The following is a 26,048-nucleotide window of genomic DNA, read 5'->3' as shown; positions in this document are numbered from 1 at the left end:
TCAAGCCAGAAAGGAGAGTGGCCTAAATCTCCCACCTCAGACGGGGTACTCGTCAGGAATTTGCATCCCAGGTCGCCCATTGAACAAATTTGGCTTCAAATGCACCCGACAGCCAGCCTCATGTGCCTGAACCACCAATCGAGCCACCCAATCAAATGGAGGCGCAAAAGCAGGGACCTTTTCTCCCGCCTGGTTAGTCTCAGTCTGAGCTCCGATGACCACCCAGTCGAACATTGAGAGGTCGGAGAACTCAAGTGGCTCTTTCAGCGGCTCAAGAGATAGCCACTTGACCTTCACACCATCGATTTCCCGGAAGGCATTTTCCGCGATCCGCACACGCTTCTGCTCATCCACGCTCGTCCCCACCCAGGCCGACGGCGGCAAGTCCAGTCCCACGTAGCGGGCTGGAAACTTCGTCAACAGCAAATACTCCCATTCAGGTGCGGCAAGCATCGCGGAATGCACCTTGAGAATCCACTCATCCGGGACCCATCGACCGTAAAGGTCTGCCATTGAGCAGACAAACACTCGCCGCCAGGCTGGGTCATCCTGGTGCTTCCCAGGGACCTTAGTGTTGGCTGGCGCTTCAAGCCTTTGGTCATGAAAAAGCGGAGTGAAGCCAGCTGGATAGACGTCCTTAAAGCGGGAAGTAATTTCTCGAGCATAGCAATAGTCACAGCCGTGCAGGCAACCTGTGACAGGATTCCATGACCAGCGCGCCCAGGAAATCCCATCACCGCTCGTCTGGTTGAACGTGGCCTTCCCTTCTGGCTTCGGGTAGGGAACCTCCTCGCCCCTATGAGTACGCAGGGTGAGCATGATTGGGGACGCCTTGGGAGCTGCTTCCGGCTTCGGCTTCCCTGCTTCCCTGTGCTTAAGCTCGCCATAGGCCGCCGTCAACGACATTTCCCCGGCCTTGACTTTCTCGCCAAGCTCAGGGGCCCGCTTCGCGATAGCGTGAGCTCGCGTTACAGAGTCTTTGGACGCCCCAACGATCTTTCCCGCTTTTTCGCTGGAGCCACCAGGCAGCCTGTCGAGGCTTTCCGAGTCACTGCCGCCAAGCATCTCTCGCGAATCCCCATCAGGGATAGAAATTTTCTTCTGATGACCCAGGTTATCCATTCGCCGCCGCTCAGCGTCCTTCGCAAAGCGTTCCTTATAGGCAAGCCCGATAAAGGCGCGTTGCCCGGTGGTGAGTTGACGACGGGTAACGTTTTTGGACACAATGAGATCGGTGATCATCATATCCGTATAGATCTCGGGCAGCGTCTTGTAGGTAGGCTCGATACCAGCCGCTCGACAGGCGCGGTATCGATTGCGGCCATCGATGAGAACGGTACGCTCGTGATTGAGCAGGATTGGATCTTGAAGTCCATGCTCCTTGACATTGAGTACCATCTCGTCGAACTCTTCACCTTCGATGAGGGGGAAGAGTTCGGCAAAGGGGTGCACCTCAAATGGGCCGAGTCGGTTCATCTACCTTGGTCCTTGCATAGGATCAGTCGAGGTCGAACAAGGTGCCGAGTTGGGTCGGCTGGCGGGGCTTCGGAGCTGGCTTCACCTCTGGCCCCAGGAGTTCGTATCTGCGCTCATAGTCGGCTGCGTCCCACTCGGCTGCGCGTCCGCGGACAGCGCGGTACTCGACTTTAGTGAGCGCCATCCGCATCCTGGCATGGCGGAAACGATTGGGATCTTGCCCATACCATGCAATCTCCACATCGAGGGCGTTGCGACCGAAAGCAGAGCGAATCTCCTCGTCAGTCTGATCCCGCCACACGCGCGGAGTCTCCAGCAGGTAGGACCACTGGGCATCGTCTCGGTCGGTCCAAGCCAAACACAGATCCCGCCTGGCACCGAGATTGTCAATCTGGGGCGTAATAAGGTCGTAGCGCTGTATTCGATCTTCGCGCGTGGCCCACGCCTTGGCGCCGGCAACATTCCAACCAAGGGTGGAGAAGCTACGAAAGAATGTGGTGCGTTCGCTGATCTCCGCCGGAAGTGAATCCCGCATGGCCCACGTCGGAACACCGTTGGGGTCATTGAGGAGCAGAACCGCGTCGCTACGCCGCAGAAAGGACACCGGCAGTTCAAGGCTGTTGCAGCGCAACACCTGGAGAGTCACCCGGCCACCACGCTGGCCCACATGCACCCACTGGTTCGGCTTGATCTGTTCGTATCCAAGCTCGAGGAGGCGCACTGTAAGGTTGTCAAGAAGTATCTCGTACGTATCGTGATTCTTCTCTACGAGAAGAACTTCGACGGGCTTGGTGTTACGGGCCCATGAAGCGTGGTAGGCAAGGATGCCGGGCGAGCAGCTCTTTCGCCAGTCGTCCGTCTCAGCCTGCAGAGCGGCATCTCCGGCAGTGAGGTCAATCCACACCAAGCGGCGTAGAGGCTCCGGCAGCTGTGCTATCCGCGGAGTATTGATGACCGCGATCTCTTTTCCGACAAACCGGTTAAGCACTTCATGCTTGCTGTAGGTGCGGGCTCCGCTGCGGCCGACGCGATCACTTCTGGCAGACAACCGTTCCCCCTCATCCTGGGCAGACGGCCCCGTCCCGGACGGTTGAGCGGAACGGGTGACAGATCAGGATATCGCAGTAACAAGCCTTCATGACAAGGCTGTTGACATACTCCTCAGTTCCGACGGGGAGTTGACATTTAACTCGACCAGCCTCAAAGCCCTTGGCATAGGGTCCAGTTCGGCTGTCTCACCTGCGGAAACACGGCCCCCGGCGGACCCGACAGCCTCAAAGGCACTGGCATCGACTAGCTGAGGACAGCGCGGGCCCGCGCACTGGGCGGCGACTTCGAGCCAGCCAGAGGAGTTCGCTTCATTCGCCAAGCAGGGCGCTCACCTCGTATTCGGAGGGCAGAGGGGTCACCGGGCCGCACACCCTCTCCTCTCCTCAACCAGCTGGACGGCTCCGCCGCGAGAGTCCATCACCTCAGCTGGCTTCCTCCCCCACCCAGCCACGGCCGACAGCGGAGGATAGTGCGTCAGTGAGGTGCCAGACCCAACACCGAACTAGCGGGAATCGCGTGGATCATCACCGTGAGGACTGGCGAGGTCGGTGAAGGCTGGCTCTGCCCGATGTCCACGTATCCCCACGTCCTGTAGAGCGCGCGGACCTTACCCTCGCCGGCAGCTGGGTTGACCATCAGAGTGGCGTACGGCTCCTCGCGGGCGGCGAGGAGGGCGTCGTGGATGCGGCGGGCCGTGCCGGTCTTGCGCCAGGCAGGCCGGACGCCGATCTCCTTGAGGGCCAGGGCTGGGTGCTCCATGTACTTCTCGGTCGGCTCCGGGGTGGTGCGCTGCCAGTAGCGGTCGCCGCGTTCGATGGTGTTGCCATAGGCGTAGCCGACCGGTTCGTCACCGGCGTACGCGAGGACGGCGACGAAGCCCGGTTCGGTGCCGTGGCGGTCCAGGCGTTCGCCGAAGGCGGTGACCGCGTAGTTCGGGAGGTGGAGGAGCGGGGCGCGGACGTCGGCGTAGACGTCGAGGAGGTCGCCGCGGACGGGGTCGAGGGTGGTAAAGGTGCGCAGTTCGATGGTGGGGGCGGTGGTCATGCGGTGGTCCTCCAGGTGGCGGCGTGCTCGGTCCAGGTCTGCGCGGTGGTGCTGCCGGGGGCGGTGGCGCGCAGGGCGGCGCCGAACTCCTGGAGCATGCGGGCTACCCGGGCGTGGTGGGTGGCGACGTCGGTGGGGACCTTCATCGCGGTGGCCGTCGCGGAGTCCGCGGCTCCTTGGGCGAGCTGGGCGTGGGCGAGGCGGGTCGTCGCGATGGCGCGGGATCTGATCATGTGGGGGCGGAGTGCGGCCAGGCAGCGGTGGGCGTGGTACTCGGCGGTCGGGTAGTCGCCCAGGGCCAGGTTCGCGGACAGGGCGAGCGAGTCCAGCTCGGCCTGGTCGTAGAAGGCGAGCATCCACACGGGGCGGTAGTCCGTGGGGTCGGAACGCAGCATGGCCTCCTGTGCCTGGTCGAAGGTTCGGCGCATGCCGCTGCGGTCCTGGGCTGTGCCCAGGATGGCCCCCTGCCGGGCCAGGCCGAGGGACGCGAACAGGGGGTCGCGCCGGGTGAGGAACAGGTTCCGGGCCACGTCGTTCGCGGCGAGTGCGTCGGCGGGACGGCCGAGGTGCCGGTACATGGTTCCCGTGTGGCTCCAGATGCGGAACTTGATCGCCTGGTCACCGGACATTTCGGCGAGGGTCTGAGCCTCCCGCATGTGGGTCTTGGCGTCGTCGTAGCGCCGGCCGTCGATCGCGGCCCACATCGCGGAGGAGCGGAACGCCGCTGCGGAGGCGTAGAGGCTGCTGCGTACGCGCTGGGTGGCGGTTCCCGCGTTCTGGAGGTTCAGTGCCTCGTCGGCGAGGGCAGCGGCGCGCTGTTCGATACCGAGCCGTCCGCCGTGGCGGTGGTCGCTGGCGATGATCTCGGCGAAGCGCTTCTGGAGACGGTCGACGTCGCTCATGCCGATCCTGCGTGGCGACGCGGTGCCGGGTGAGGCCGCGGCGACGGCGGCCGCCGTGATCCCGCCGACGAGTGTGCGGCGCTTCATGTCAGGGTCCTCCTGCTGCGGTGGAACCAGGGCCGACGGAGTCCTGCCCCGTGGAACGAACCCTAAAGCGGTGGCGGGCAGACCGGCGATCTCCTCAAGCGCCTTGCGGGTGGCCGACTTCGGCCACTTCACACGGCCGGCCTTCCAGCCCCGGACCGATGATCCGTCGAGCCCTCCGGACCTTCCGGTCAACTGCTCTAAGGACCTGTTCACAGCGTCGGCGAGGCTGTTGGAGCTGTAGCCGTGCTCTGCCATCCACCCCTCAAGAACGGTGTTGCGCGTGGCATCCATCCCGGCACGGTAGCGCTCGCGTCGCCCAGTCGTCAGGTAAACGCTAGGTCAAATCGCCCTAGGTCGACCCGTTGAGCGCATGCCTGATGGTCCTAACCAGCCGAACGGAAGCCGGGGTTATCTGGGTGTCGGCCGCCCACCATTCCGGGCGGCTGTTGACGGCCCGGTCCGCACGCTCATATCCCGCAAGGGGCGGACTGGGCGCCGAGACAACCCGAAGGCTCCATCCCCATGACGAGTCTCAACACACCTGTTCATGCCGCCCGTGTCGGGCGCCCCGCTTACAGCCAGACCATCCCGTGCCAGCCGTCCACTGCTGAGACCTGCCGCAAGCTCGTCCAGCGTGTACTCGGTGCGTGGTGCCTCGATGAGCTCGCCGACGGTGCCGTGCTGATCGTCACGGAGCTGATCGCGAACGCCTCGAAGCACACCTCGTGCCACGACATCCGTCTGACCGTGGGACGCCCGAGCGCGTCGCGAGTCCGTGTCGGGGTCGTGGACTGGGATCCGGAGCGTCTGCCCGCCGCCGGCCACGCGGACCACGGTGATGAGTCGGGCCGCGGCCTGCTTCTCATCGACGCGGTGTCGGACTGCTGGGGCTATGACCTGTACGGCTCGGACAGGTGTCCATGGGGCAAGGAGGTCTGGGCCGAGCTTCAGCTCACCAGCGACGGATGAACGACCCGTCGGCTGCATCAACCAGTGAACCCACGAAACAAGGAGGTAGTCACCATGACGCGCAACATCGTGGTCCCCAGTCTCACCCAGGTCCGCCCCCAGGCGCGGGAGGCGTCGGACGGCTTCGACCTGGACGTCTCCCTCGTCGAGATCGCCGACCCCGCTGGGCTGGTCAACCTGACCGACGACAACTGCGGCACCACCTGCGGAGCCTGCACCACCAACGTCGCCTGACCTGTCTGTGGCCAGTTCGGCTGGTGCCGCCGCCTCCGTGCGGCGGCACCAGCCACCCGTTCCCACACCCTACGGAGGTAATCGGTGGTTACCACGACCGCGGCGTTCCGCGCCGGAACAACCGTCCTCGTGCGCGCCGTCGCTTTGCCGCCGCTGGCGGTCCCTCCGTGGCCCGACCTGGACGGCGGGTTGCCCGGTGCCGCAGCAGCTCAAGCAATGTGGCTGCGTGCGGTCTGGGCGAACGAGGACCTCGTCGAGACCTTGCAGCACTCTAGTCCGGCGCTGGCCACGCAAGTGCAGAGTCTGTGCACAGGTCAACGGCCCGATCCGCGGGCTCTCCGGCGTGCGGTGCTTTCCGTGGTCCGGTATTTGTTGCGGGCCCAGCATCGGGCGACTCCCTTTGGGCTGTTCGCCGGTGTGGCCGCCGCATCATTCGGATCGCGGGCGAGTTCGGAGTGGGGCGAGGAGCACGTGCTCGTCGGCCGAGCCGGGGCAGAGTGGCTGGCCACGGTCGTACAGCGGCTGGAGTCGTGCGCGGAGCTGCTCGAACGGCTGCCCGTTGTTGCCAACAGCACCGCGTCGGTCCGTGGGGACCGGCTCATCGTGCCGTTTCAGTCTGATGACCAAGGCGACGAGACCCGCGCTGTCGAGGCATCGCTGACCCTTACCGCACCAGTGCAGGCGGCCCTCACTGCGGCCGAGGCGCCGATCAGGGTGGGCACACTTCGGAGCAAGCTCCGGGCAGAGTTCCCCGGGGCCGGGCCGGAGAAGACTCGTCGGCTGTTGGCGGAGCTGATTCGACGGCGAGTGCTGATCACCAGCCTGCACGCCCCGAGCACGGAGACCGACGCTCTCGGGCACCTCGTCGACCGGCTCGACGCCGTCGAAGCCGAGAGCATTGCACCGATCTCGAAGACGGTGGCCGAGCTGCGCGCGATCCGGGCAGCCTTGAGGGAGTGCCCCACGCATGACGGTCGGGAGAGAGCCGCCGCGCGGATGCGGGAGCTCGTGCCGGACGGGAATGGCCACCCCATCGCGTTCGACCTACGGCTGAAAGCCCAGCTCGTACTGCCGGAGGCGGTGGCCCGGGAAGTCGAACGTGCCGCGCTCGTATTGACCCGGTTGAGCGCCCGCCCGTATGGAACCGCCGCGTGGGGTGAGTATCACCAGCGGTTCTACGAGCGGTACGGCATCGGCACGATGGTGCCCCTCAAAGAGGTCGTGGCGGACAGCGGCATCGGCTATCCCGACGGCTACCCAGGCACTCCGGCCGGTGCGCGTCGACCTCAGGTCTCCGCTCGGGACGACGTACTCGTAGGCCTGGCGCAGACGGCCGCGCTCGAAGGCCAGGAGGAGGTCGTCCTCACCGACGAACTGATCGCCGCTCTCGATGTGGGCCCCGACGAACCACGGGTTCCGCCGCACCTGGAAGTAGGCGTACGGGTGCACTCGGCCGGCTTGGACGATGTGCGGCGCGGGCGGTTCCGGCTGGAGGTCGTGAGCGTGTCACGCGGGGCAGGCGTCTCCACGGGCCGCTTCCTCGGTGTGCTGGAGCCCGGTGATCGGGAGGCGCTGAGCGCGGAGCTGGCCGATCTGCCGACTGCGGACGGCGACACCGTGCCCGCGCAGCTCTCCTTCCCGCCGCTGCTCCCCGAGAGCGCTCACGTCACTCGCACACCTCAGGTTCTGCCCACCGTGATCAGCCTCCAGGAGCATCGGGCCCCCGACCCGGGCGTTCTCACCCTCGACGACCTCGCGGTCGCGTGCGACGGACGCCGGATGTACCTGGCCGCCCCCGAGCGGGGCCACCGCGTCGAAGCCGTGGGGATGAACGCGCTGAACCTGCGTACCCACACCCCGCCGCTGGCGCGGTTTCTCACCGAGCTGTCCCGGGCCCAGTGCGCGCAGGTCACCGTGTTCGATTGGGGCGTCGCCGCAGCGATGCCGTTCCTTCCGCGCCTCCGCTACGGACGTACGGTGCTGGCCCCGGCGCGCTGGCGGCTGGAGTCGTCGGAGCTGGCCAGCGGCGCCAAGTGGGACGCGGCCCTGGCCGACTGGCGGGTTCGGCGGCGGCTGCCGCGGCAGGTCTATCTCGTGGAGGGGGACCAGCACCTCTTCCTCGACCTCGACGAGGCCGGTCACCGAACGCTGCTCCGCCAGCACCTCGACCGTGCGCACACCGCCGTGCTCGTCGAAGCCTCGGAGACATACGGCTGGTGCGGCGGTCGAGCCCACGAGGTGGTCGTGCCCCTCAAGGCGGTACGGCCTACGGCGTGGCCGCCCCTGCCCGCCCCCACCCCGGCTCGTGCACTCTCACCAGCACAGATGCAGCCGCCAGCCACCTCCTCCGTACTGTTGGCCACCCTGTACGGAGACGGCCGCCGCCAGAACACCGTGCTCACCCAGCACCTACCCGGCCTGCTGGAACGGCTCGGCAACCCACCCTGGTGGTTCATCCGTTTCCGCGACCCGGCCCAGCATCTCCGCCTCCGTATCGCCCTCCCCCATCCGGACGTCTTCGCCAAGACTGCCCGTGCCGTGAGCGAGTGGGCCGACGAACTGCGACGGGACGGCCTGCTGGCCGATCTGCGCTATCCCACCTCGTACCGCGAGATGGGCCGCTGGGGTTCCGGAGCGGCGTGGGACGCTGCCGAGGATGTCTTCCGGGCTGACTCGCGCGCCGTGGTGGCGCAGCTCGCGCAGCGGCAGCGTCCCCGCCAACGCGCCCTGGTGGCGGCGCACACCGTCGCCATCGCCTCTGCCTTCCTCGGCAGCACGGAAGCCGGGATGCGGTGGCTGATCGACCACATTCCACCAACGGCTCCCGCACCTGTACCGCGCCCGCAATTCACGGAGGCTGTACGGCTGGCCGACTCCCGTGGCGACTGGGCGGCGCTGCGCGGAGCACCGGGCGGGGACGCCATCGTGTCCGGGTGGGCGGAACGGGACGCGGCCCTTGCCGCCTATCGGCCGCATCTCCCGGGCCCAGACACCCAGGGAATCGCCGTCGATGACGTTCTGACGTCCCTCTTGCATGTCCACTTCGTGCGGCATGTCGCGGTGAACTTCCCCAAGGAGGAGGTGTGCCTCTACCTGGCGCGCGCCGCCGCTCTCGCCTGGATCGCCCGTACAAAAGGGAGGTCGTCATGACCACACGCCCGACCCTCGACCTGGTCGACGCCATCTCGTCCCAACTCGCCGATCCCGATGTGCCCCGGTCCTGGGCCGTGCCCGCGTACGGGCAACATCTGGCCTATGGCCCTCCCGGCATCGCACTCCTGCACATCGAACGGGCCGCGTGCGGCCTCGGGCCATGGCAACGCGCTCACGACTGGCTCGCCGCCGCCTCCCGGCAACCCCTCACCAGCGGTCACGACAGCCACCCCTTCTACGGCGCTCCCGCCCTCACCCATGCCCTGGCCTGCGCGGCGGACCAACTCCCCGGGGCCTATCAGAGTGCCCTGGACTCGTTGGACCGACAGATCGTGATCGACGTCCGACGCCGTCTGGAGGCCGCCCATCGCCGCATCGACGCCGGACGGCTACCGCAGCTCGCCGAGTTCGACGGCATCCGAGGGCTCACCGGGTATGGGGCCCATCTTCTGCGGCGCAGCCCCGACGGCCCCTCGACTCGTGCCGTGCTCGACTACTGCGTACGCCTCACCGAACCACTGATCGACCAGGACGAGACCCTGCCCGGCTGGTGGACGGAGACCGGCCCCTCGGGCAACCCGGATGACCGCTTCCCCGGCGGCCACGCCAACCACGGCATGGCGCACGGCATCGGCGGCGTACTCGCCCTCCTGGCCCTGGCCGCCCGGCACGGCACCGTCGTCAGCGGCCACCACGCGGCGATGCGCACCATCCTGTCGTGGCTGGACCGTTGGGAGACCGGTGACAGCTCGGCGTGGCCGTACTGGATCACCCGCGACGAACTACGGACCGGCCGCGTCACCTCGTCCGCGCCCCGGCGACCGTCCTGGTGCTACGGGACCGCCGGCCTCGCCCGTGCTCAGCAGCTCGCAGCGCTCGCCCTCAGCGACACCGACCGCCGTATCCGGGCGGAGAGCGCTCTTGTGGCCGCCCTCACCGACTCCGATCAGCTCAAGGACACCACAGACAACGGCCTCTGCCACGGCTTTGCGGGGCTCGCCCACCTGGCGGCCCGTGTCGCGGAGGACGCCCATGCCACGACCGCGGACCGGATACGCGCCGCCATCCCGGCACTCCTAGACAAGATCCACCCACCAGGCGCAGCGGTCGGGAGCGGAGATCCTGGCCTGCTCGACGGTGCCGCCGGTTTCGCCCTGGCGCTCATCGCGCCCAGCACCAGCACCCCGGCCCGATCCTCCTGGGACTCCTGCCTTCTCATCGCCTGATCCGCCTGACCGAAGGACCCCAATGCCCTCCGACCGCTGGCACCAGCACAACATCACCTTCGTCGACCGCTCGCGCGCCCAGCTGGTCATCACCGAACACCTCGCCCCCGCGCTGATCACCGCTGAGGCGGCCGGGCAGCTCTCCGGCTGGTGGTTCATGAACAAGCAGCCCTGGCCCCTGCGGTACCGCGCCGACGAATCGGCCCCAGTCGTGGAGTCGCTGCTGGACGACCTGGTCGGTGAGGGTTCAGTCGTATCGTGGCGGCCTGGTATGTACGAGCCGGAGACCGACGCGTTCGGCGGCCGGGTAGCCATGGACGCGGCCCACGAACTGTTCCACAGCGACTCCCGCCACCTGCTGACGTACCAGCCGGGACCGAAGCGCCTTGGGCGGCGGGAGACCGTCGTCCTGCTGGTGAGCGCCATGCTGCGCGGTGCCGGGCTCGACTGGTTCGAGCAGGGGGACGTCTGGTCAAAGGTCGCCGCCCTTCGAGCGGCCACCGATCCGCTGCCGGCCGAACGGGCTGCCGAGCTTGCTCCCGCCGTACGGAAGTTGATGACGGCCGACGCCCGCGGTCTCTGCCACCCGGGCGGCCCGTTCCACAGGCATGACGAATGGGTCACCGCCTTCGATCGGGCCGGGGCGGCGCTCGCCGATCTCGCGGACCACGGTGGTCTCACCCGTGGCCTGCGGGCGGTGCTCGCCCACCACGTGATCTTCCACGCCAACCGCGCCGGTCTCCTTCGGGACGACCAGAGCGCTCTGTTCAACATCGCACGAGAGGTAGTCATGGGAACCAGTGACAACACCGCGTCCCTCAGCGGAGCAGCAACGGACGTCGACAGCGTCGGCGCGGTGAACACCGACACGATCACCACCGACTCGGCGGAGGCCGAGCGCCTCCGGAACGCCCTGGTCGACCAGATCCGGGCGAACGGACACGCCCGCACCGCAGCCGTCGAGACCGCCCTGCGGGCCGTCCCCCGCCATGTGTTCGTGCCTGACGCGTCACTCGAAGATGCGTACGCCAATGCGCCGGTGCACATCAAGTACGACACCGAAGGCACCTCCATCTCGTGCGCCTCCCAGCCGGGGGTCGTCGCCCTCATGCTGGACCAGCTCGATGTCCGTCCCGGTGACCGCGTCCTCGAACTCGGCGCCGGAAGCGGCTACAACGCCGCACTTCTCGCACACCTGGTCGGCGAGACCGGTCACGTCATCACCCTCGACGTCGACGACGACCTCGTGGAGGGTGCCCGTGCCCACCTCGCCGCAGCCGGGGTCACCAACGTCGAGGCCGTGACCAGGGACGGAGCCCTCGGATACGCCGAGGGCGCACCGTACGACCGGATCATCGCGACCGTCGGCGCGCACGGTGTGCCGCACGCCTGGCTGGAACAGCTCGCCCCCGGCGGACGGCTCCTCGTCCCCCAGCGCCTCAAGGGCAGCGTCGCCCGCTCCATCGCGTACGAACAGCGCGACGGCCGGTGGACGTCGCTCGGCAGCGAGATGAACACCTTCATGCCGCTCCGGCGGGGCATCGCCGACGACGACCGCCGTGTCATCCCGCTCAGTGCCGACGGAACCGTCCGGCTCCAGGCACCCGCCGGCCAGTACATCGACGCCGACGCCGTCGCCCGTGTGCTGGAGCAGCCGCGCACCGAGGAGTGGACCGGTATGACGGTCCGCGCCATGGAGTCGCCGGAATGGATGGAGCTGTTCCTCACTTGCTCCCTGCCCTCTGGGCTGATCCGGATGCTCTTCCCCCAGAGCGCCAAGGGCGGGCTGCTCGCCGAAGACCCGTACCCCTCGTCCACCGCGGCCGTCGAGAAGGGCGCCGTCACCTACCTGGCCCGGCGACTGCTGGAGAAGAGGACCCCGGAGGGCGGCAAGCTCTGGGAGTTCGGCGTCATCGGCCACGGCCCCGGCAGCGAGGAGCTGACCGCGACGGTCGCCGACGCCGTCCGCACCTGGGACCGGGAGTACCGCGGCCGGGAGGCCACCTTCGAAATCCAGCACCTCGACGCCCCGTCCATCGAACAGCGCCCCGGTCTCTTCGCCCTCGACACCCCGCTGAACCGGATCGTCGTCGACTGGCGGTGACAACCGACAGATCGAGGACGGTGCCCGTCGGCCCACGGCGGGCGGGCACCGTCGCCAAACCACGCCCCGGGGGACTCATGGACCCGCACGGACCCACCGCCCAGCGCTTTCCACTCGTCGCCCGATTCCGCCCCGCCTGCTTACCCCTGCCCCAACGCATCCGCGCGCTCGTCGACCTGGCCGACACCGCGGTACGGAAGGCCGACCAGGGCCTGGCGTCGGCCGTCTACAACCAGGCCGCGCTCATCGCCTCCGACCTCGGCCTTCCCGACCTGGCGCGCAAGCTGTGCCACCAGCACGCCGCCGCGTACCTCCACGCCTGTCCGCTGCCCGGGATGAGCACGATCCGCGCACTCGAACCCGTCGTCAACCTCGCCCGCCTCCAGATCCGCGCCGGCCAGGCCGACGAGGGACGGCAACGACTGCTCGACCTGTACGGAGCCGTCGAAGCAGGCGCGCATGCCAGCTTCGACGGCGTCGGGATACCGGCGGACCTCACGGCGACCGAAGCCGACCGCCAAGAGGTCCGTGCTTGGCTCTGGCGCGTACTCCTCGCCGACGGCACCCGCACTCTCACCACCGCAGGCCGCTGGGTTGATGCCCTGAAGCACATCGAGTCGCACCGGGGCGTCGGCCGGCGGATGCTCGACGGCCGCCAGGTCGCCGTACTGTCCGCCCTCGTCTCCGGCGACACGACCTCGGCAGCAGCGCTCCTCCACGACACGACGCCCGGCGACCCCTGGGAACAACACGTCACGGCGTGCCTGACCGTCCTGTGCCGCCGCGACGCCCAGGAGCCATGCGGCGACCACCTGGCAGAACTGATCGCGGCCTACCTTCAACGGTCACCGGAACCTGGCATGACCGTCTTCGACATCCGACTGGGCCTCACCATTCTCGAAGCGGTCGGTCCCGCCGAAACACCCGCCGCGCAGCGCATGGTGCAAGACCTCCACCGCAGGACGGCCGAAGCCGAGGACGGCTACGCGGCCCGCGAAGTCCTGGCCCACCCCCTCTTCCTTGCCCTGGCCACAGATCGGGAAGCGCAGGACTACCGTGCCCTGGTCAGGGCCTGCGCGCTGGGGGCCGGGGCCATCCCGGATCATCTGCACGGCGAACTGGCGGCGGCCCTACGCGCCAGCGACAAGGTGATCCGGGACAGCCTCGTGCCCTGATGATCAGCGTCGGCGCCCCGGCGCCGAAGGCTGTGGCGGCGTGAACTCTGCTTGACGAGACGGAGCGCTATTCGGTTTGGCGGTACTGCGTACCCGAGCCACACGGTCTCGGCTACTGGGCGCCTGGCCTGTGCTGAGTACCTGTACGCGCCATGTCAGCACTCGGGCGGGGTGGCGGGCATCATCCAGGGCACGCTGATCGGTGGCCTGTCGCAGCAGCTGATCCGGATCATGGCCAGCGGCCTCGACTTTGGACAGAACGGCAACGAGGGCGTCGAAAGCAGGGTCCGCGAGGACCCGCTCCGCCTGGCTGGGGACGGCACGACGTACGCGGTGGATGTGCCGTTCCACGATCTGCTGGGATGGCCGGCCTTGGGCGAGGGCGGTCAATGGAGCGACGGCGGCCTGGTCGTAGGCGACTTGGAGATGCAGCAGAGCCTGGTGGGCGGCTTCGACCTGTTGGTCGTGATGGCGGAGCTGATGCCAGCGAGCTGCGGCGATGACGACGAGGACGGCGGCGTCGAGAAGCATCGCCAGGAAGGCTCCATCCTTTCGCGGGGGCTGCCGGAGCATTGCTCGTGCGGCGCTGCGCAGAGCGCGCAGGACCTGGCCGACCGCTGCGAGGAGCTGGGGCACCCGATCCCACGCAACGTGATCGCCAATATGGAATCCGGCCGCCCGCCACCCTGCCCCTGGTAGACGTCATGATCCTGGCCGCCGCCCTGGAGACCTACCCGGTCTGCCTGATCTTCCCCGTCGGCCACCTCGAGGAGACCCAGGAACTCCCCTTCCAGGAACTCGTCCCCACCTGGGACGCCCTGCGCCGCTTCACCGGCGAGGAAGACGTCTTCGAGAACGACCCCGGAATGGTGCCCGAGTTCGAGCACCACACTCTCCTCATCCGCACCGCACTCGCCGCACTCGACGAGGAGAAGCAGGCCCGCTTCGACACCAGAACCGCCGCCTCCCGCCCCGCGAAGACGGCACCCGCCGCTCTTTCAGTCGCGCCGGCTACGACACCCTCAAAGCCGCCCAGGCCGACCTCGACCACGTCCGCGCACTCCTCGGCCTCACCGACACCGACGACCCGGAGGGCATGACGCTGATCGCGGCCATGCTGGAGGAGATCGGCGACGAGAAGGCACCCCTCCCCGACGTGGAGGAGACCCGCCGCCGTCTCAACGCGGGCCAGGACCTCGTCGGCAGCCTCACCGTCGCGGAAGACGCCAACGCCGAGCTCCTCGAACAGAACGCCCAACGACGCGCCGCGATCGACGAACTCGCGACCATCCCGTGGAAGGGCGCGGAGCACCGGGCCCACCGTAAGACTCTGAAGGCCGCGATCGACACGATGCCACCGTTCCACCGCGTCACCGGCCCCGCCACCCGCCAGCACGTCAAGGCCACCCTCCGCGCCGCCCTGAACGACGCCATCGGCCAGCAGATCATCACCTTCAACCCGACCGCGCACGTCGAGATCGACCCAGCACGCAAGCCCAAGGCCCTCGTCTGGACGGACGAGCGCGTCGCTGTCTGGGAGCAGACGGCGAGAGGCCGTCCCCCGTCATGGTCTGGACACCGCGCAGACCGGCGCGTTCGTCGACTCCGTTGCTGAGGACCGGCTGTACGCCATGTGGCACCTCATCGCCTTCCGCGGCCTGCGACGGGGCGAGGCATGCGGCCAGCCCTGGTCGGAAACCAACCTCGACACCCACTCCCTCACCGTGTCTTCGCAGCTCGTCCAGGACGGCTGGGCTGTCGAGACCTCCGAGCCCAAAACGGACAGCGGCTTCCGCGTCATCGCACTCGACGACGACACGGTCAACGTGCTCAAGGAACACCGCGAACGTCAGAACGCGGACCGCGAGGAGTGGGGAACGGCCTGGGTCGAGACCGGCATGGTCTTCACCCAGGAATACGGCACCTGGCTCCACCCCGGCAAGGTCACCGACCTCTTCGAACGCCTCGTCGCCGCCTCCGGCCTCCCGCCGATCCGGCTGCACGACCTCCGCCACGGCGCGGCCACCCTTATGCTCGCCGCCGGCATCGACGTGAAGATCGTCTCTGACACTCTCGGGCACAGCGACACCCGGATCACGCGGGACATCTACCAGAGCGTCCTCCCCCACGTCGGCAAGAGCGCCGCCGAGGCCACGGCCAAGCTGGTTCCGCTTCAGCGGCGCAAGGCGGAGAAGGCCCGGAAGAAAGCCGAGCGCGCCAAGACGGCCCAGGCCGAGGGCAAGAAGAGGGCTCGCCGGAAGAAGCTCAAGGAGTAGTGCCGAAGCCCCACCGCTCACGCATCGCTCACGCAGACCGTCTCGCGGCACCCCCGCCCGGACCGCCGACCGTCCCGAAAAACGAAAAACCCCAGGTCACGGCGAGTGAGTCCTGAGGTTCTTCAGAGCCGCCTTCGGGATTCGAACCCGAGACCTACGCATTACGAGTGCGTTGCTCTGGCCAACTGAGCTAAGGCGGCGCTTGCACCGAAGCAACTTTCTCGTGAGAGAACGTTCGCATCAGCAGCGGAGCTGAGTCTACAGGGTTACGGCGGGTGCTCCCGACCATCGCCCCTCCGACCAGCACCGGGGCCGGTTCCGGCGGCCCGGGACCGGCCCCGGCCGGTGTCAGCGGCAGCGTTTGCCGTCCTGGGGCGGGGTGCCCTCGATGAGGTAGGTGTTGATCGCGGTGTCGATGCAGTCGCTGCCGCGGCCGTACGCCGTGTGGCCGTCGCCGTCGTAGGTGAGCAGCCGGCCCGAGGTGAGCTGGGACGCGAGGGAGCGGGACCACTTGTAGGGGGTCGCCGGGTCGCGGGTGGTGCCGACGACCAGGATCGGGGCCGCGCCCTTCGCCTCGATGCGGTGGGGGGTGCCGGTGGCGGGGGTGGGCCAGTACGCGCAGTTCAGGGCCGCCCACGCGAAGTTGCGGCCGAAGACCGGCGACACCTCTTCGAAGTCGGGCAGCGCCGCCCGGACCTCGTGCTCGTCCGGGAAGGCGGGCGGGGCGTCCAGGCAGTTCACGGCCGCGTTGGCGAACATCAGGTTCGAGTACGTACCGTCCGCTTCGCGCTCGTAGTAGGCGTCGGCGAGCGTCAGCAGCCCCGCGCCCCGGCCGGCCATCGCGTCGGTGAGAGCGACCCGGAGCTGCGGCCACGCCGCCTCGTCGTACATCGCGGCCAGGACGCCCGTCGTCGCCAGCGACTCGGTCAGCTCCCGGCTCTCTCCCGTCGCCACCGGCTTGCCGTCCACCCGGTCGAAGAACGCCTTGAGGCGGGACCCGGCGTCGGCGGCGGAGGTACGGCCCAGGGGGCAGTCCTTCCGTTTGACGCAGTCCGTGGCGAAGGCCTGGAACGCCGTCTGGAAGCCCTCCGTCTGGTCCCGGTTGAGCTGCCGCGCCGAAAGCGAGGGGTCCATCGCCCCGTCGAGCACCAGCCGGCCCGTCCGTGCGGGGAACAGCTCCGCGTACGTCGCGCCCAGGAAGGTGCCGTACGAAGCGCCGACGTACGACAGCTCGGTGTCGCCGAGGGCGGCCCGGAAGACGTCCATGTCACGGGCCGCGTTCACGGTGGACACATGCGGCAGGACCGTGCCGGACTTCTTCTCGCAGCCCGCCGCGAAGCCCTTCAGCGCCGTGCGCAGCTCGCCCGCTTCGCGCTGGTCGTCCGGGGTCTGGTCGACCCGGGTGTACGCGTCCATGCCCTTGCCGTCGAGGCATTCGACGGGCTCGCTGCGGGCCACTCCCCGCGGATCCATGGCGACCATGTCGTAGCGGGCTCGGACGGGCGCGGGGTAGCCGATGCCCGCGTAGGACTGGAGGAAGTCGACCGCGGAACCGCCCGGCCCGCCCGGATTGACGTGCAGGGAGCCCAGCCGCGCCCCGGGGCCGGTCGCCTTCTTTCGGGCCACCGCCAGCTCGACGGAGTCACCGCCGGGCTTCGCGTAGTCCAGGGGTGCCTTGAGGGTGGCGCACTCGAAGCCCGAGGTGCCGCACTTCCGCCACGACAGTTTCTGTGTGTAGTACGGCTTCAGCTCCGCCGTGGGAGCGGACCGCGCGCCCTGGCCCGAACCGCCCTTCGAGGGCGCTGCCGAGGCGCTGGACGAGGAGCCCCCGCCGGTGCAGCCGGAGAGCAGCAGGCCCGTGGCTGCCAGCGCGAGAGCGGAACTGCGGAGCAAACGGCGTCGGTCCATCCCCGGAGCCTAGGCGAAGCATCCCGCATACAACCCCTTTACCTCCTTATTTCCCCCACTCCCGGCTCGTACGAGTGAATGGGATACGAGTGGATGGGAGGGGAGAAGGGTGGCGGACAAGGGGTGGGCGTCGCCGGTGCGGACTCCCGTCGGGCCGCACAGGACCGCCCTGCGACCGTGCACCCCGCCCGCTCAGCCCGCCCGCAGCGCCATCGTCATCGCCTCCACCGCCAGCAGCGGGGCCACATTCGCCCCCAGGGCCTCCCGGCACTGCCGGATCGCCTCCATCCGGCGCAGTGTTCCCTCCGGGGTCGACTCGCGGGCGATCCGGTCGACGGCGTCCTGGACGTCCGTATGGGCCAGGGCGATCCGGCTGCCGAACTGCAGCGCCAGGACATCGCGGTAGAAGCCGGTCAGATCACTGAGCGCCAGGTCCAGGCTGTCCCGCTGCGTACGCGTACGCCGCTTCTTCTGCCGGTCCTCCAGCTCCTTCATCGCCGACGCCGTCCCGCGGGGCATCCGGCCGCCCTGGGCGGCGCCGAGCGCGGCCTTCAGCTCCTCGGTCTCCTTGGTCTCGACCTCGTCCGCGACCTGCTTGGCGTCCTCCGCCGCCGCGTCGATCAGCTCTTGGGCGGCCTTCAGGGCGCCGCCCACATCACCCACGCGCAGCGGCAGCTTCAGAACCGTCGCACGCCGGGCGCGCGCCCCCTCGTCCGTCGCCAGCCGCCGGGCCCGCGCGATATGGCCCTGGGTGGCGCGGGCGGCAGCCGCAGCGGCCTCGGGCTCGATCCCGTCGCGCCGTACGAGCAGATCCATGACCGCGTCGACCGGGGGCGTCCGCAGTGTCAGATGGCGGCAGCGCGAGCGGATCGTCGGCAGCACATCCTCCTGGGAGGGTGCGCACAGCAGCCACACCGTTCTCGGCGCGGGTTCCTCGACGGCCTTCAGCAGCACATTGCCCGCGCCCTCGGTGAGCCGGTCGGCGTCCTCCAGGACGATCACCTGCCAGCGGCCCCCGGCGGGCGAGAGCTGGGCCCGGCGGACCAGTTCCCGGGTGTCTTTGACGCCGATGGAGAGCACATCCGTACGGACGACCTCCACATCGGCGTGGGTCCCGACGAGGGCGGTGTGGCAGCCGTCGCAGAAGCCGCAGCCGGGCACTCCGCCGAGCGCACGGTCGGGGCTGATGCAGTGCAGCGCCGCCGCGAAGGCTCTCGCCGCAGTCGCCGACCCGGAACCGGGCGGGCCGGTGAGCAGCCAGGCATGCGTCATCTTGGACGCCTCCGGCGGCGCGGTCCCCGCCGCCTCGGCAGTCACCAGCGCATCGGCGTCCCGCGCGGCGGTTTCGAGCTGCTCCCGCACCCGGTCCTGACCGACGAGGTCGTCCCAGACCGTCATGCCGTCACCCCTCCTTCTCGGATCCCCGGTCCCCGGCCCCGAAGCGCCGGGCCCTGGCCACGGCGCCGGTCCCGGGGGGGGTGGTCCGGAACCGTGCCGCGTGGTCCCCATTGTGAGGGGTGGGTACGACAACGCGAGAACGCGCACGTCAGGGCCGTATCCACCCCCGACCGCCCCGGACCCCTGCCACCCGGATCCGTACACCCCGGATCCGTACCGCCGCGGGCTCAGTTGCCGCGACGCGGCCCGCCCCGGCCGCCGCCGCGCCCGTCCCGCCGGTCCCCGTCGTCCTGGGACCCGAACAGTTCGTCGGCGAGCGTCGGCAGATCGTCCAGCGGGGTCTCCTCCGCCCAGTCGGACCGCCGCCGCGGGGCGCCCGTCTCCGGGTCGACCTGGGGCAGCTCGCGCGTACGGTCGTTCGGCCCGACACCACCCTCACCGACACCGCGGGCATCGTTCTCATCGGCGTCGTCGTCGCGGAAGATGCTCTGCGGCACCCGGTCGGCGGGCGATTCGCCCCGTACGGGAGGCAGCACGGCCGTCTCGTCCGCGTCCCGTACGGAAGGCAGGACCGCGGTCTCGTCGGCGTCCCGCACCGGCGGCAGGACCGCGGTCTCCTCCGCCTCCCTCATCTGCTCCGGCGTGAGCTGGGGAATCTCGTGCGTCTCGTCGTCCGGCCGGACGATCGGCGTCGGTACGGTGATCTCGTTCGCCGACTCCACAGCGGAGTCCGGGGCGGAGCCCGCGCCCGCGTCCCGTACCGGCGGTGCCGGAAGCTCCGTCGTCACCGTGGTCTCGGCCCGGCGCCGCGCCTCCTCGGCCTCCGCCACCAGCCGTGCCTCCTCGGCCTCCGCCGCCAGCCGTGCGGCCTCCGCCTCGGCGGCCAGCCTGGCCTCCTCCGCCTGCCGGCGCACTTCCTCGGCCCGCAGCAGCGCCTCTTCCGCCAGGCGCTGCTTCTCCAGCCGCCGCTCCTCGGCCTCGGCCCGCAGCCGGGCCTGCTCCTCGGCGAGCCTGCGGAGGCGTTCCTGCTCCTCGCGGTGGGCCTGCTCCTCGGCCTCCCGCTTGCGGCGCTCCTCCTCGGCGAGCCGGCGGGCCTCCTCGGCGCGCTGCCGCGCCTCCTCCGCCTGCCGTTCGGCCTCGCGCTGCCGCGCGGCCTCCTCCTCGGCCTTGCGCCGCGCCTCCTCCTCGGCGCGCAGCTTGGCGAGCTGCTCCTGCCGCTCGCGTTCCAGCCGTTCCTCCTCCGCCTTGCGGGCGGCTTCCTCCTCCGCCTTGCGCCGCGCCTCCTCCTCGGCCGCCTTGCGGGCCTCTTCCCGCGCCCGGATCTCGGCGGCGGACAGGGGGAGCATCCGGTCGAGCCGGTGCCGTACGACGGTGGTGACGGCCTCCGGCTCCTGTCCGGCGTCCACGACCACATAACGTCCGGGGTCGGCGGCGGCCAGCGTGAGGAAACCGGACCGTACCCGCTGGTGGAACTCCAGCGGCTCCGACTCCAGCCGGTCCGGCGCCTCGGTGAACCGTTCCCGCGCGGTCTCCGGGGAGACGTCCAGCAGGACGGTCAGATGCGGAACCAGCCCCTCCGTCGCCCAGCGCGAAATGCGTGCGATCTCCGTCGGCGAGAGGTCCCGGCCGGCGCCCTGGTAGGCGACGGACGAGTCGATATAGCGGTCCGTGATCACCACGGCGCCGCGCTCCAGCGCCGGGCGGACCACCGAGCCGATGTGCTCGGCGCGGTCGGCCGCGTACAGCAGCGCTTCGGCACGGCTGGTCAGACCGGCGGACGAGACGTCCAGCAGGATCGAACGGAGCCGTTTGCCGACCGGGGTGGCACCCGGTTCGCGGGTGACGACGACCTCGTGGCCCTTGTCGCGGATCCACCGGGCGAGCGCCTCGACCTGGGTGGACTTCCCGGCTCCGTCGCCGCCTTCGATCGCGATGAAGAAACCGTTCGGGGCGGTGGCCTGCTGCGGGTCGGCGCCGCGGCGCAGGGCGTCCCCGAGGTCGCGCCGGAGCGGTACGCCGGCCCGGTCGTCGGTCTTGGCCAGCACGATCGCGGCGACGGGCAGCAGCAGCGCGCCCGCCAGCATCAGCGTGAACGCGGCGCCGCCGTGTGCGAAGACGAAGTCGCCGCCCGCGAGCCGGTGCGGTCCGATGGCCGCCGCCAGCAGCGGTGCCACCAGCGCGCCGAGCGCGATCGCGACCCTGACCACGGCCTGGAGATGGTCCGTCATCCGGGCCCGCCGGGGCTCCTCGGTCTCCTGGTCGAGCAGCGCATGCCCGGTGGCCGCCGCGACACCGGCCGAGAATCCGGCCGTCGCGGCGATGAACAGGACGGTCGCCGTATCCGGCACCAGCCCCATGGCCAGCAGCGCGACACCGGTCACGGCGAGCGCGAGGGCCAGGAGCCGGCGGCGCGACAGGGCGGGCAGGACGGCGGTGGCCGCCCGGATGCCGATCCCCGTACCGCCGGTGAGGACGAGGACGAGGAGGGCGTACGCGGCGGGCCCGCCCGCCAGGTCGTACGCATGCAGTACGGAGACGGCGACGGCCGCGGCGATCGCAGCGGCGACGGCGGCACAGCCGAGGACGAACAGCGTCACCGAGCCGGTGCGGCCCTTGTCGACGGCCCGTCCGCCGTCCGGACCGCCCGCCAGGAGCGGCCTGCGCAGGCCCTCCAGCGGGGAGCGCGGCCGCGGGGTCCCGCCGCCGGGCAGCTGGACCGCCCACAGCAGGGAAGCCGATGCGGCGAACAGCCCGGCGGCGATGTACGAGGCGAGGGCCGCCTGGTGGAGCTGGAACCATTCGACGCCGGTGCCCAGCAGTTCGCTCACGAGTACGGCGGCCAGCAGCACCGCGGCGCCCGCCGGGATCACCACGAACGACGTCCGCAGCCAGAGACGGCGCAGGGCGTCCAGATGGTCGGGCAGCGGGCGCACGGCCGCGCCCTCCGGCGGCGGCGCGGGCAGCAGCGCCGGGGCCGCACCGTCGCGCGCGATCGTCCACAGGCGTTCCGCGGCAGCGGTGACGAAGACGGTCACCAGGAGCAGCAGGGTGGCGTTGGCGGGTGTCCAGTCGATCCACAGGGGGGCGACGATCAGCAGCGCGAGCCGCAGCCCGTCCGCCCCGATCATCGTCCAGCGGCGGTCGAGCGGGCCCGACGGCGCGGTCAGCGAGGTCAGCGGGCCGAGCAGAACGGCGCCGAAGAGGACCGTCGTGACGACCCGGACACCGAGCACGGCGGCCACGGCGAAGGCGGCCCCGCGGTAGCCGTCGCCGAAGGTGGCGTCGGAGACCGCGGCCTGAAGGGTGAGCAGGACCAGGACGAGCAGTCCGACCGTATCCGCGACACCCCCGGCGACCTGCGCGTTCCACAGCCGTCGCAGCGACGGGACTCTGAGCAGCGAGCGCAGGGCGCGCTCCCGGGAGTCGGCGGCGAGGGCCTCGTCGGGGCCGGTGCCGGGGGCGGGGGTGGCTCCGGCGGAGTCTGAGGCAGTCTCTGAGACGGCGCTCACGACCGCCTTCGGCTCGTCTGGCTGCTCGGCTCGCGTCATCCGCCCAGCCTAGCCGGACCGCCACCGCTGCCGGAGGCCCCTCCGAACGGACGGCGGTACGTTGCAGCGAGTGCCTTACCCCTTTGATACGAGGGCGTTACCAGGCGTTACGCGGTGTACGGGGCCGCTCACCGGGGGCACCGTACGGGGCCGCGAACGAATGCGCCCCGTACCCGGTGGGGGTACAGGGCGCACCGGGCCCGAGCCCGCTGTCCGTCCGGTCCGCGACCGCCGCTCCGGCCGCTACTCCTCGACCGTCTTCGACGCGGCCGCCGCCTTCGTGGCCGCCGTCTTCTTCGCGGCGGTCTTCTTCGCGGTGGTCTTCTGCGCAGCCGTCTTGGCCGCCGTGGTCTTCTTCGCGGCGGTCTTCTTCGCGGCCGCCTTGGCGGGTGCCTTCTTCACGGCCTTCTTCGCCGTCTTCTTCGCGGGCCCCTTCGCCCGCTTCTCCGCCAGCAGCTCATAGCCGCGCTCCGGCGTGATCGTCTCCACGCTGTCGCCGGTCCGCAGGGTCGCGTTGGTCTCGCCGTCGGTGACGTACGGACCGAACCTGCCGTCCTTGACCACCACCGGCCGCTCGCTCACCGGGTCCGTCCCCAGCTCCTTCAGCGGCGGCTTGGCCGCGGCCCGGCCCCGCTGCTTGGGCTGGGCGTAGATCGCCAGCGCCTGCTCCAGCGTGATGGTGAAGAGCTGGTCCTCGGTCTCCAGCGAACGGGAGTCGGTGCCCTTCTTCAGATACGGGCCGTAGCGGCCGTTCTGTGCGGTGATCTCCACGCCCTCGGCGTCCGCGCCGACGACCCGCGGCAGCGACATCAGCTTCAGCGCGTCGGCCAGGGTGACCGTGTCGAGGGACATGGACTTGAAGAGGGAGGCGGTCCGCGGCTTGACCGCGTTCTTGCCGGTCTTCGGGGTGCCCTCGGGGAGGATCTCGGTGACGTACGGACCGTAGCGGCCGTCCTTGGCGACGATCTCGTGGCCCGAGGCGGGGTCCTTGCCCAGCGCGAAGTCACCGCTCGGCTTGGCGAGCAGCTCCTCCGCGTACTCCACGGTCAGCTCGTCGGGCGCCAGATCATCGGGCACGTCGGCGCGCTGGTGGCCCTCCGTGTCCTTCTCACCGCGTTCGATGTACGGGCCGTAGCGGCCGACGCGCAGGACGATGCCGTCGCCGACGGGGAAGCTGGAAATCTCCCGGGCGTCGATCGCCCCCAGGTCGGTGACCAGCGCCTTCAGCCCGCCGAGATGATCGCCGTCGCCGTTCCCGGCCTCGGCGGCCGAACCCTCGTGCGCCGTACCCTCGCCGAAGTAGAAACGCTTCAGCCACGGCACCGCCTGCGCCTCGCCGCGCGCGATGCAGTCGAGGTCGTCCTCCATCTTGGCGGTGAAGTCGTAGTCGACGAGCCGGCCGAAGTGCTTCTCCAGCAGATTGACGACCGCGAAGGAGAGGAAGGACGGCACCAGGGCCGTGCCCTTCTTGAAAACGTACCCGCGGTCGAGGATGGTCCCGATGATGGAGGCGTACGTCGACGGGCGGCCGATCTCGCGCTCTTCCAGCTCCTTGACCAGCGACGCCTCGGTGTAGCGGGCGGGCGGCTTGGTGGCGTGGCCGTCGGCGGTGATCTCGTCGGCGCGCAGCGCGTCGCCCTCGCCGACCTGCGGCAGCCGCCGCTCGCGGTCGTCCAGCTCGGCGTTCGGGTCGTCGGCACCTTCGACGTACGCCTTCATAAAGCCGTGGAAGGTGATCGTCTTGCCGGAGGCGGTGAACTCGGCGTCCCGGCCGTCGGAGGCGGTGCCCGCGATCCGGACGGTGACCGAGTTGCCGACCGCGTCCTTCATCTGGGAGGCGACGGTCCGCTTCCAGATCAGCTCGTAGAGACGGAACTGATCACCGCTGAGACCGGTCTCGGCCGGAGTGCGGAAACGATCACCCGAAGGGCGAATCGCCTCGTGCGCCTCCTGGGCGTTCTTCACCTTGCCCGCGTAGGTCCGCGGCCGGTCCGGCAGATAGTCGGCCCCGTACAACTGGGTGACCTGCGCCCGGGCCGCCGCGACCGCCGTATCGGAGAGCGTCGTGGAGTCCGTACGCATATAGGTGATGAAGCCGTTCTCGTACAGCTTCTGGGCGACCTGCATGGTGGCCTTCGCCCCGAAGCCGAGCTTCCGGGAGGCCTCCTGCTGGAGCGTGGTGGTACGGAAGGGGGCGTACGGGGAGCGGCGGTACGGCTTCGATTCCACCGCGCGCACCGAGAACGCGGCGTTCTCCAGCGCGGCGGCCAGCGCCCGCGCGTTCGCCTCGTCGAGGTGCAGCACCTGACCGGCGGCGGCGCCCTTGAGCTGCCCGTCCGGGCCGAAGTCACGGCCCTGGGCGACCCGGCGGCCGTCGACCGCGGCCAGCCGGGCGGAGAGGGAGGAGGGGTCGGAAGGATCACCGGCGCGGCCGGTGGCGAACATACCCGTCAGATCCCAGTACTCGGCGGAGCGGAACGCCCTGCGCTCGCGCTCCCGCTCGACGACGAGCCGGGTCGCCACGGACTGCACACGGCCCGCCGACAGCTTCGGCATGACCTTCTTCCACAGCACCGGAGAGACTTCGTAGCCGTAGAGCCGGTCGAGGATGCGGCGGGTCTCCTGGGCGTCGACCATCCGCTGGTTCAGCTCGCGCGGATTGGCGACGGCCTCGCGGATCGCGTCCTTGGTGATCTCGTGGAAGACCATCCGGTGGACCGGGACCTTGGGCTTGAGCACTTCGAGGAGGTGCCAGGCGATGGCCTCGCCCTCGCGGTCCTCATCGGTGGCGAGGTACAGCTCGTCGCTCTGGGCCAGCTGCTCCTTGAGCTTTCTGACCTGGGCCTTCTTATCGGCGTTGACGACATAGACCGGCTGGAAGTCGTGCTCGACGTCGACACCGAGGCGACGGACCTCGCCCGTGTACTTCTCCGGCACTTCGGCCGCGCCGTTGGGGAGGTCGCGGATGTGCCCGACACTTGCCTCGACGACATAGCCGGGGCCGAGGTAGCCCTTGATCGTCTTCGCCTTGGCAGGCGACTCGACGATCACGAGTCGGCGGCCGCCCTGTGCGGTCTCGCTGGTCGGGGACAACGTGGCTCTTCTCTCCGGTCGGCGCTCGGTGCGCGGCGGATACGGCGTGGTGGTCGGTGGTGCCGTGCGGTGCTGCGCTGCTCGGTACGTCGGCGTTCGGTGCTCGGTGCTTCGGTGTTCGGTTGGGCGGCACCCGGGCCTTGGCGGCCCCGGATGGGGTCGCACTGCCCGGCACGGCACGGTCCGGCGCGGCGCGCCGGTGCCGTCGCTGCGGAGTGTGACGGTACAACCCGCCCCCGTGTCAAACGGCAAAAGCCCGCAACGGCCACTCGAACGGTAACCCGAGACCGGCTGTTCCTGCCGCCCGGACCGGTATGACGGTGGGCCGGAACCCTCCGGCGGCCCCCTGGAGCCCGCCCCCGGGCCGAGGCCGCGGGTGAGGGCCGGATTCCTGATGGGGACATG

At 69.7% G+C, this 26,048-nt stretch carries 14 protein-coding genes, 1 tRNA gene and 3 pseudogenes; 8 read left to right on the top strand and 10 right to left on the bottom strand.

Going from position 1 to position 26,048, the window contains the following annotated elements; all coding sequences use genetic code 11:
• Positions 1–36: 36 nt before the first annotated feature.
• From ACIQ9E_RS10035 to ACIQ9E_RS10020, 4 genes are all read right to left on the bottom strand, one after another.
• Entirely contained in the window at positions 37–1,476 is a 1,440-nt protein-coding gene (locus ACIQ9E_RS10035) for a DUF5131 family protein (RefSeq protein WP_403704759.1), read from the bottom strand.
• A 22-nt stretch (positions 1,477–1,498) separates the two neighbouring features.
• Entirely contained in the window at positions 1,499–2,524 is a 1,026-nt protein-coding gene (locus ACIQ9E_RS10030) for a hypothetical protein (protein WP_403704757.1), read from the bottom strand.
• Between the two features lie 476 nt (positions 2,525–3,000).
• Positions 3,001–3,570, bottom strand: coding sequence for a GNAT family N-acetyltransferase (locus ACIQ9E_RS10025; RefSeq protein WP_403704754.1), 570 nt, complete (start codon positions 3,568–3,570; stop codon positions 3,001–3,003).
• On the bottom strand, positions 3,567–4,850 hold the full coding sequence (locus tag ACIQ9E_RS10020) for an XRE family transcriptional regulator (protein WP_403704751.1): 1,284 nt from the start codon (positions 4,848–4,850) through the stop codon (positions 3,567–3,569). Before ACIQ9E_RS10020 ends, ACIQ9E_RS10025 begins: the two co-directional genes overlap by 4 nt.
• A gap of 231 nt (positions 4,851–5,081) precedes the next feature.
• Between ACIQ9E_RS10020 and ACIQ9E_RS10015 the strand changes: the two genes are divergently transcribed.
• The 6 genes from ACIQ9E_RS10015 (at position 5,082) to ACIQ9E_RS09990 (ending at position 13,420) form a co-directional block, all read left to right on the top strand.
• Positions 5,082–5,528, top strand: a complete 447-nt coding sequence (locus ACIQ9E_RS10015; RefSeq protein ID WP_403704748.1) for an ATP-binding protein — start codon at positions 5,082–5,084, stop codon at positions 5,526–5,528.
• 54 nt (positions 5,529–5,582) lie between these two features.
• Entirely contained in the window at positions 5,583–5,762 is a 180-nt protein-coding gene (locus ACIQ9E_RS10010) for an FxLD family lanthipeptide (RefSeq protein WP_347726181.1), read from the top strand.
• A gap of 216 nt (positions 5,763–5,978) precedes the next feature.
• Positions 5,979–8,912: a lantibiotic dehydratase gene (locus tag ACIQ9E_RS10005; protein ID WP_403705227.1), complete on the top strand. Its 2,934-nt coding sequence runs from the start codon at positions 5,979–5,981 to the stop codon at positions 8,910–8,912.
• Positions 8,909–10,141 (top strand): lanthionine synthetase C family protein, encoded by a 1,233-nt coding sequence (locus tag ACIQ9E_RS10000; RefSeq protein WP_403704744.1) that lies wholly within the window; start codon positions 8,909–8,911, stop codon positions 10,139–10,141. Before ACIQ9E_RS10005 ends, ACIQ9E_RS10000 begins: the two co-directional genes overlap by 4 nt.
• A gap of 22 nt (positions 10,142–10,163) precedes the next feature.
• Positions 10,164–12,245: a methyltransferase, FxLD system gene (fxlM, locus tag ACIQ9E_RS09995; RefSeq protein WP_403704741.1), complete on the top strand. Its 2,082-nt coding sequence runs from the start codon at positions 10,164–10,166 to the stop codon at positions 12,243–12,245.
• 77 nt (positions 12,246–12,322) lie between these two features.
• Positions 12,323–13,420 carry a hypothetical protein gene (locus tag ACIQ9E_RS09990; protein ID WP_403704738.1) on the top strand — a complete coding sequence of 366 codons (1,098 nt, stop codon included), beginning with the start codon at positions 12,323–12,325 and terminating at the stop codon, positions 13,418–13,420.
• Positions 13,421–13,423: 3 nt separating this feature from the next.
• Here the strand turns inward: ACIQ9E_RS09990 and ACIQ9E_RS09985 are convergent.
• A pseudogene (locus tag ACIQ9E_RS09985) lies at positions 13,424–14,020 on the bottom strand (mobilization protein); the annotation flags it as partial.
• Between ACIQ9E_RS09985 and ACIQ9E_RS09980 the strand changes: the two are divergent.
• Together ACIQ9E_RS09980 and ACIQ9E_RS09975 are read left to right on the top strand one after the other, a co-directional pair.
• A pseudogene (locus ACIQ9E_RS09980) lies at positions 13,901–14,391 on the top strand (hypothetical protein); the annotation flags it as partial. The pseudogenes ACIQ9E_RS09985 and ACIQ9E_RS09980 overlap by 120 nt on opposite strands.
• Positions 14,379–15,696: pseudogene (locus tag ACIQ9E_RS09975) on the top strand (tyrosine-type recombinase/integrase); the annotation flags it as partial. The pseudogenes ACIQ9E_RS09980 and ACIQ9E_RS09975, both read left to right, overlap by 13 nt.
• Positions 15,697–15,822: 126 nt before the next feature.
• Here the strand turns inward: ACIQ9E_RS09975 and ACIQ9E_RS09970 are convergent.
• The 5 genes from ACIQ9E_RS09970 to topA all read right to left on the bottom strand — a co-directional run bounded on the left by ACIQ9E_RS09970 (position 15,823) and on the right by topA (position 25,643).
• Positions 15,823–15,896, bottom strand: a tRNA-Thr gene (locus ACIQ9E_RS09970).
• A gap of 148 nt (positions 15,897–16,044) precedes the next feature.
• Positions 16,045–17,604, bottom strand: a complete 1,560-nt coding sequence (locus ACIQ9E_RS09965) for an alpha/beta hydrolase (RefSeq protein WP_403704735.1) — start codon at positions 17,602–17,604, stop codon at positions 16,045–16,047.
• 192 nt (positions 17,605–17,796) lie between these two features.
• Positions 17,797–19,002, bottom strand: coding sequence for a DNA polymerase III subunit delta' (locus ACIQ9E_RS09960; RefSeq protein ID WP_403704732.1), 1,206 nt, complete (start codon positions 19,000–19,002; stop codon positions 17,797–17,799).
• Positions 19,003–19,229: 227 nt separating this feature from the next.
• Positions 19,230–22,550 carry a dTMP kinase gene (tmk, locus tag ACIQ9E_RS09955; protein WP_403704729.1) on the bottom strand — a complete coding sequence of 1,107 codons (3,321 nt, stop codon included), beginning with the start codon at positions 22,548–22,550 and terminating at the stop codon, positions 19,230–19,232.
• A 243-nt stretch (positions 22,551–22,793) separates the two neighbouring features.
• Complete coding sequence (gene topA, locus ACIQ9E_RS09950; protein ID WP_403704726.1) at positions 22,794–25,643, bottom strand: type I DNA topoisomerase; 2,850 nt, start codon at positions 25,641–25,643, stop codon at positions 22,794–22,796.
• Between the last annotated feature and the right edge of the window lie 405 nt (positions 25,644–26,048).

Source organism: Streptomyces sp. NPDC094448, from assembly GCF_044763775.1.
Taxonomy (GTDB): domain Bacteria; phylum Actinomycetota; class Actinomycetes; order Streptomycetales; family Streptomycetaceae; genus Streptomyces.
This window is presented reverse-complemented; position numbering and strand designations above follow the sequence as displayed.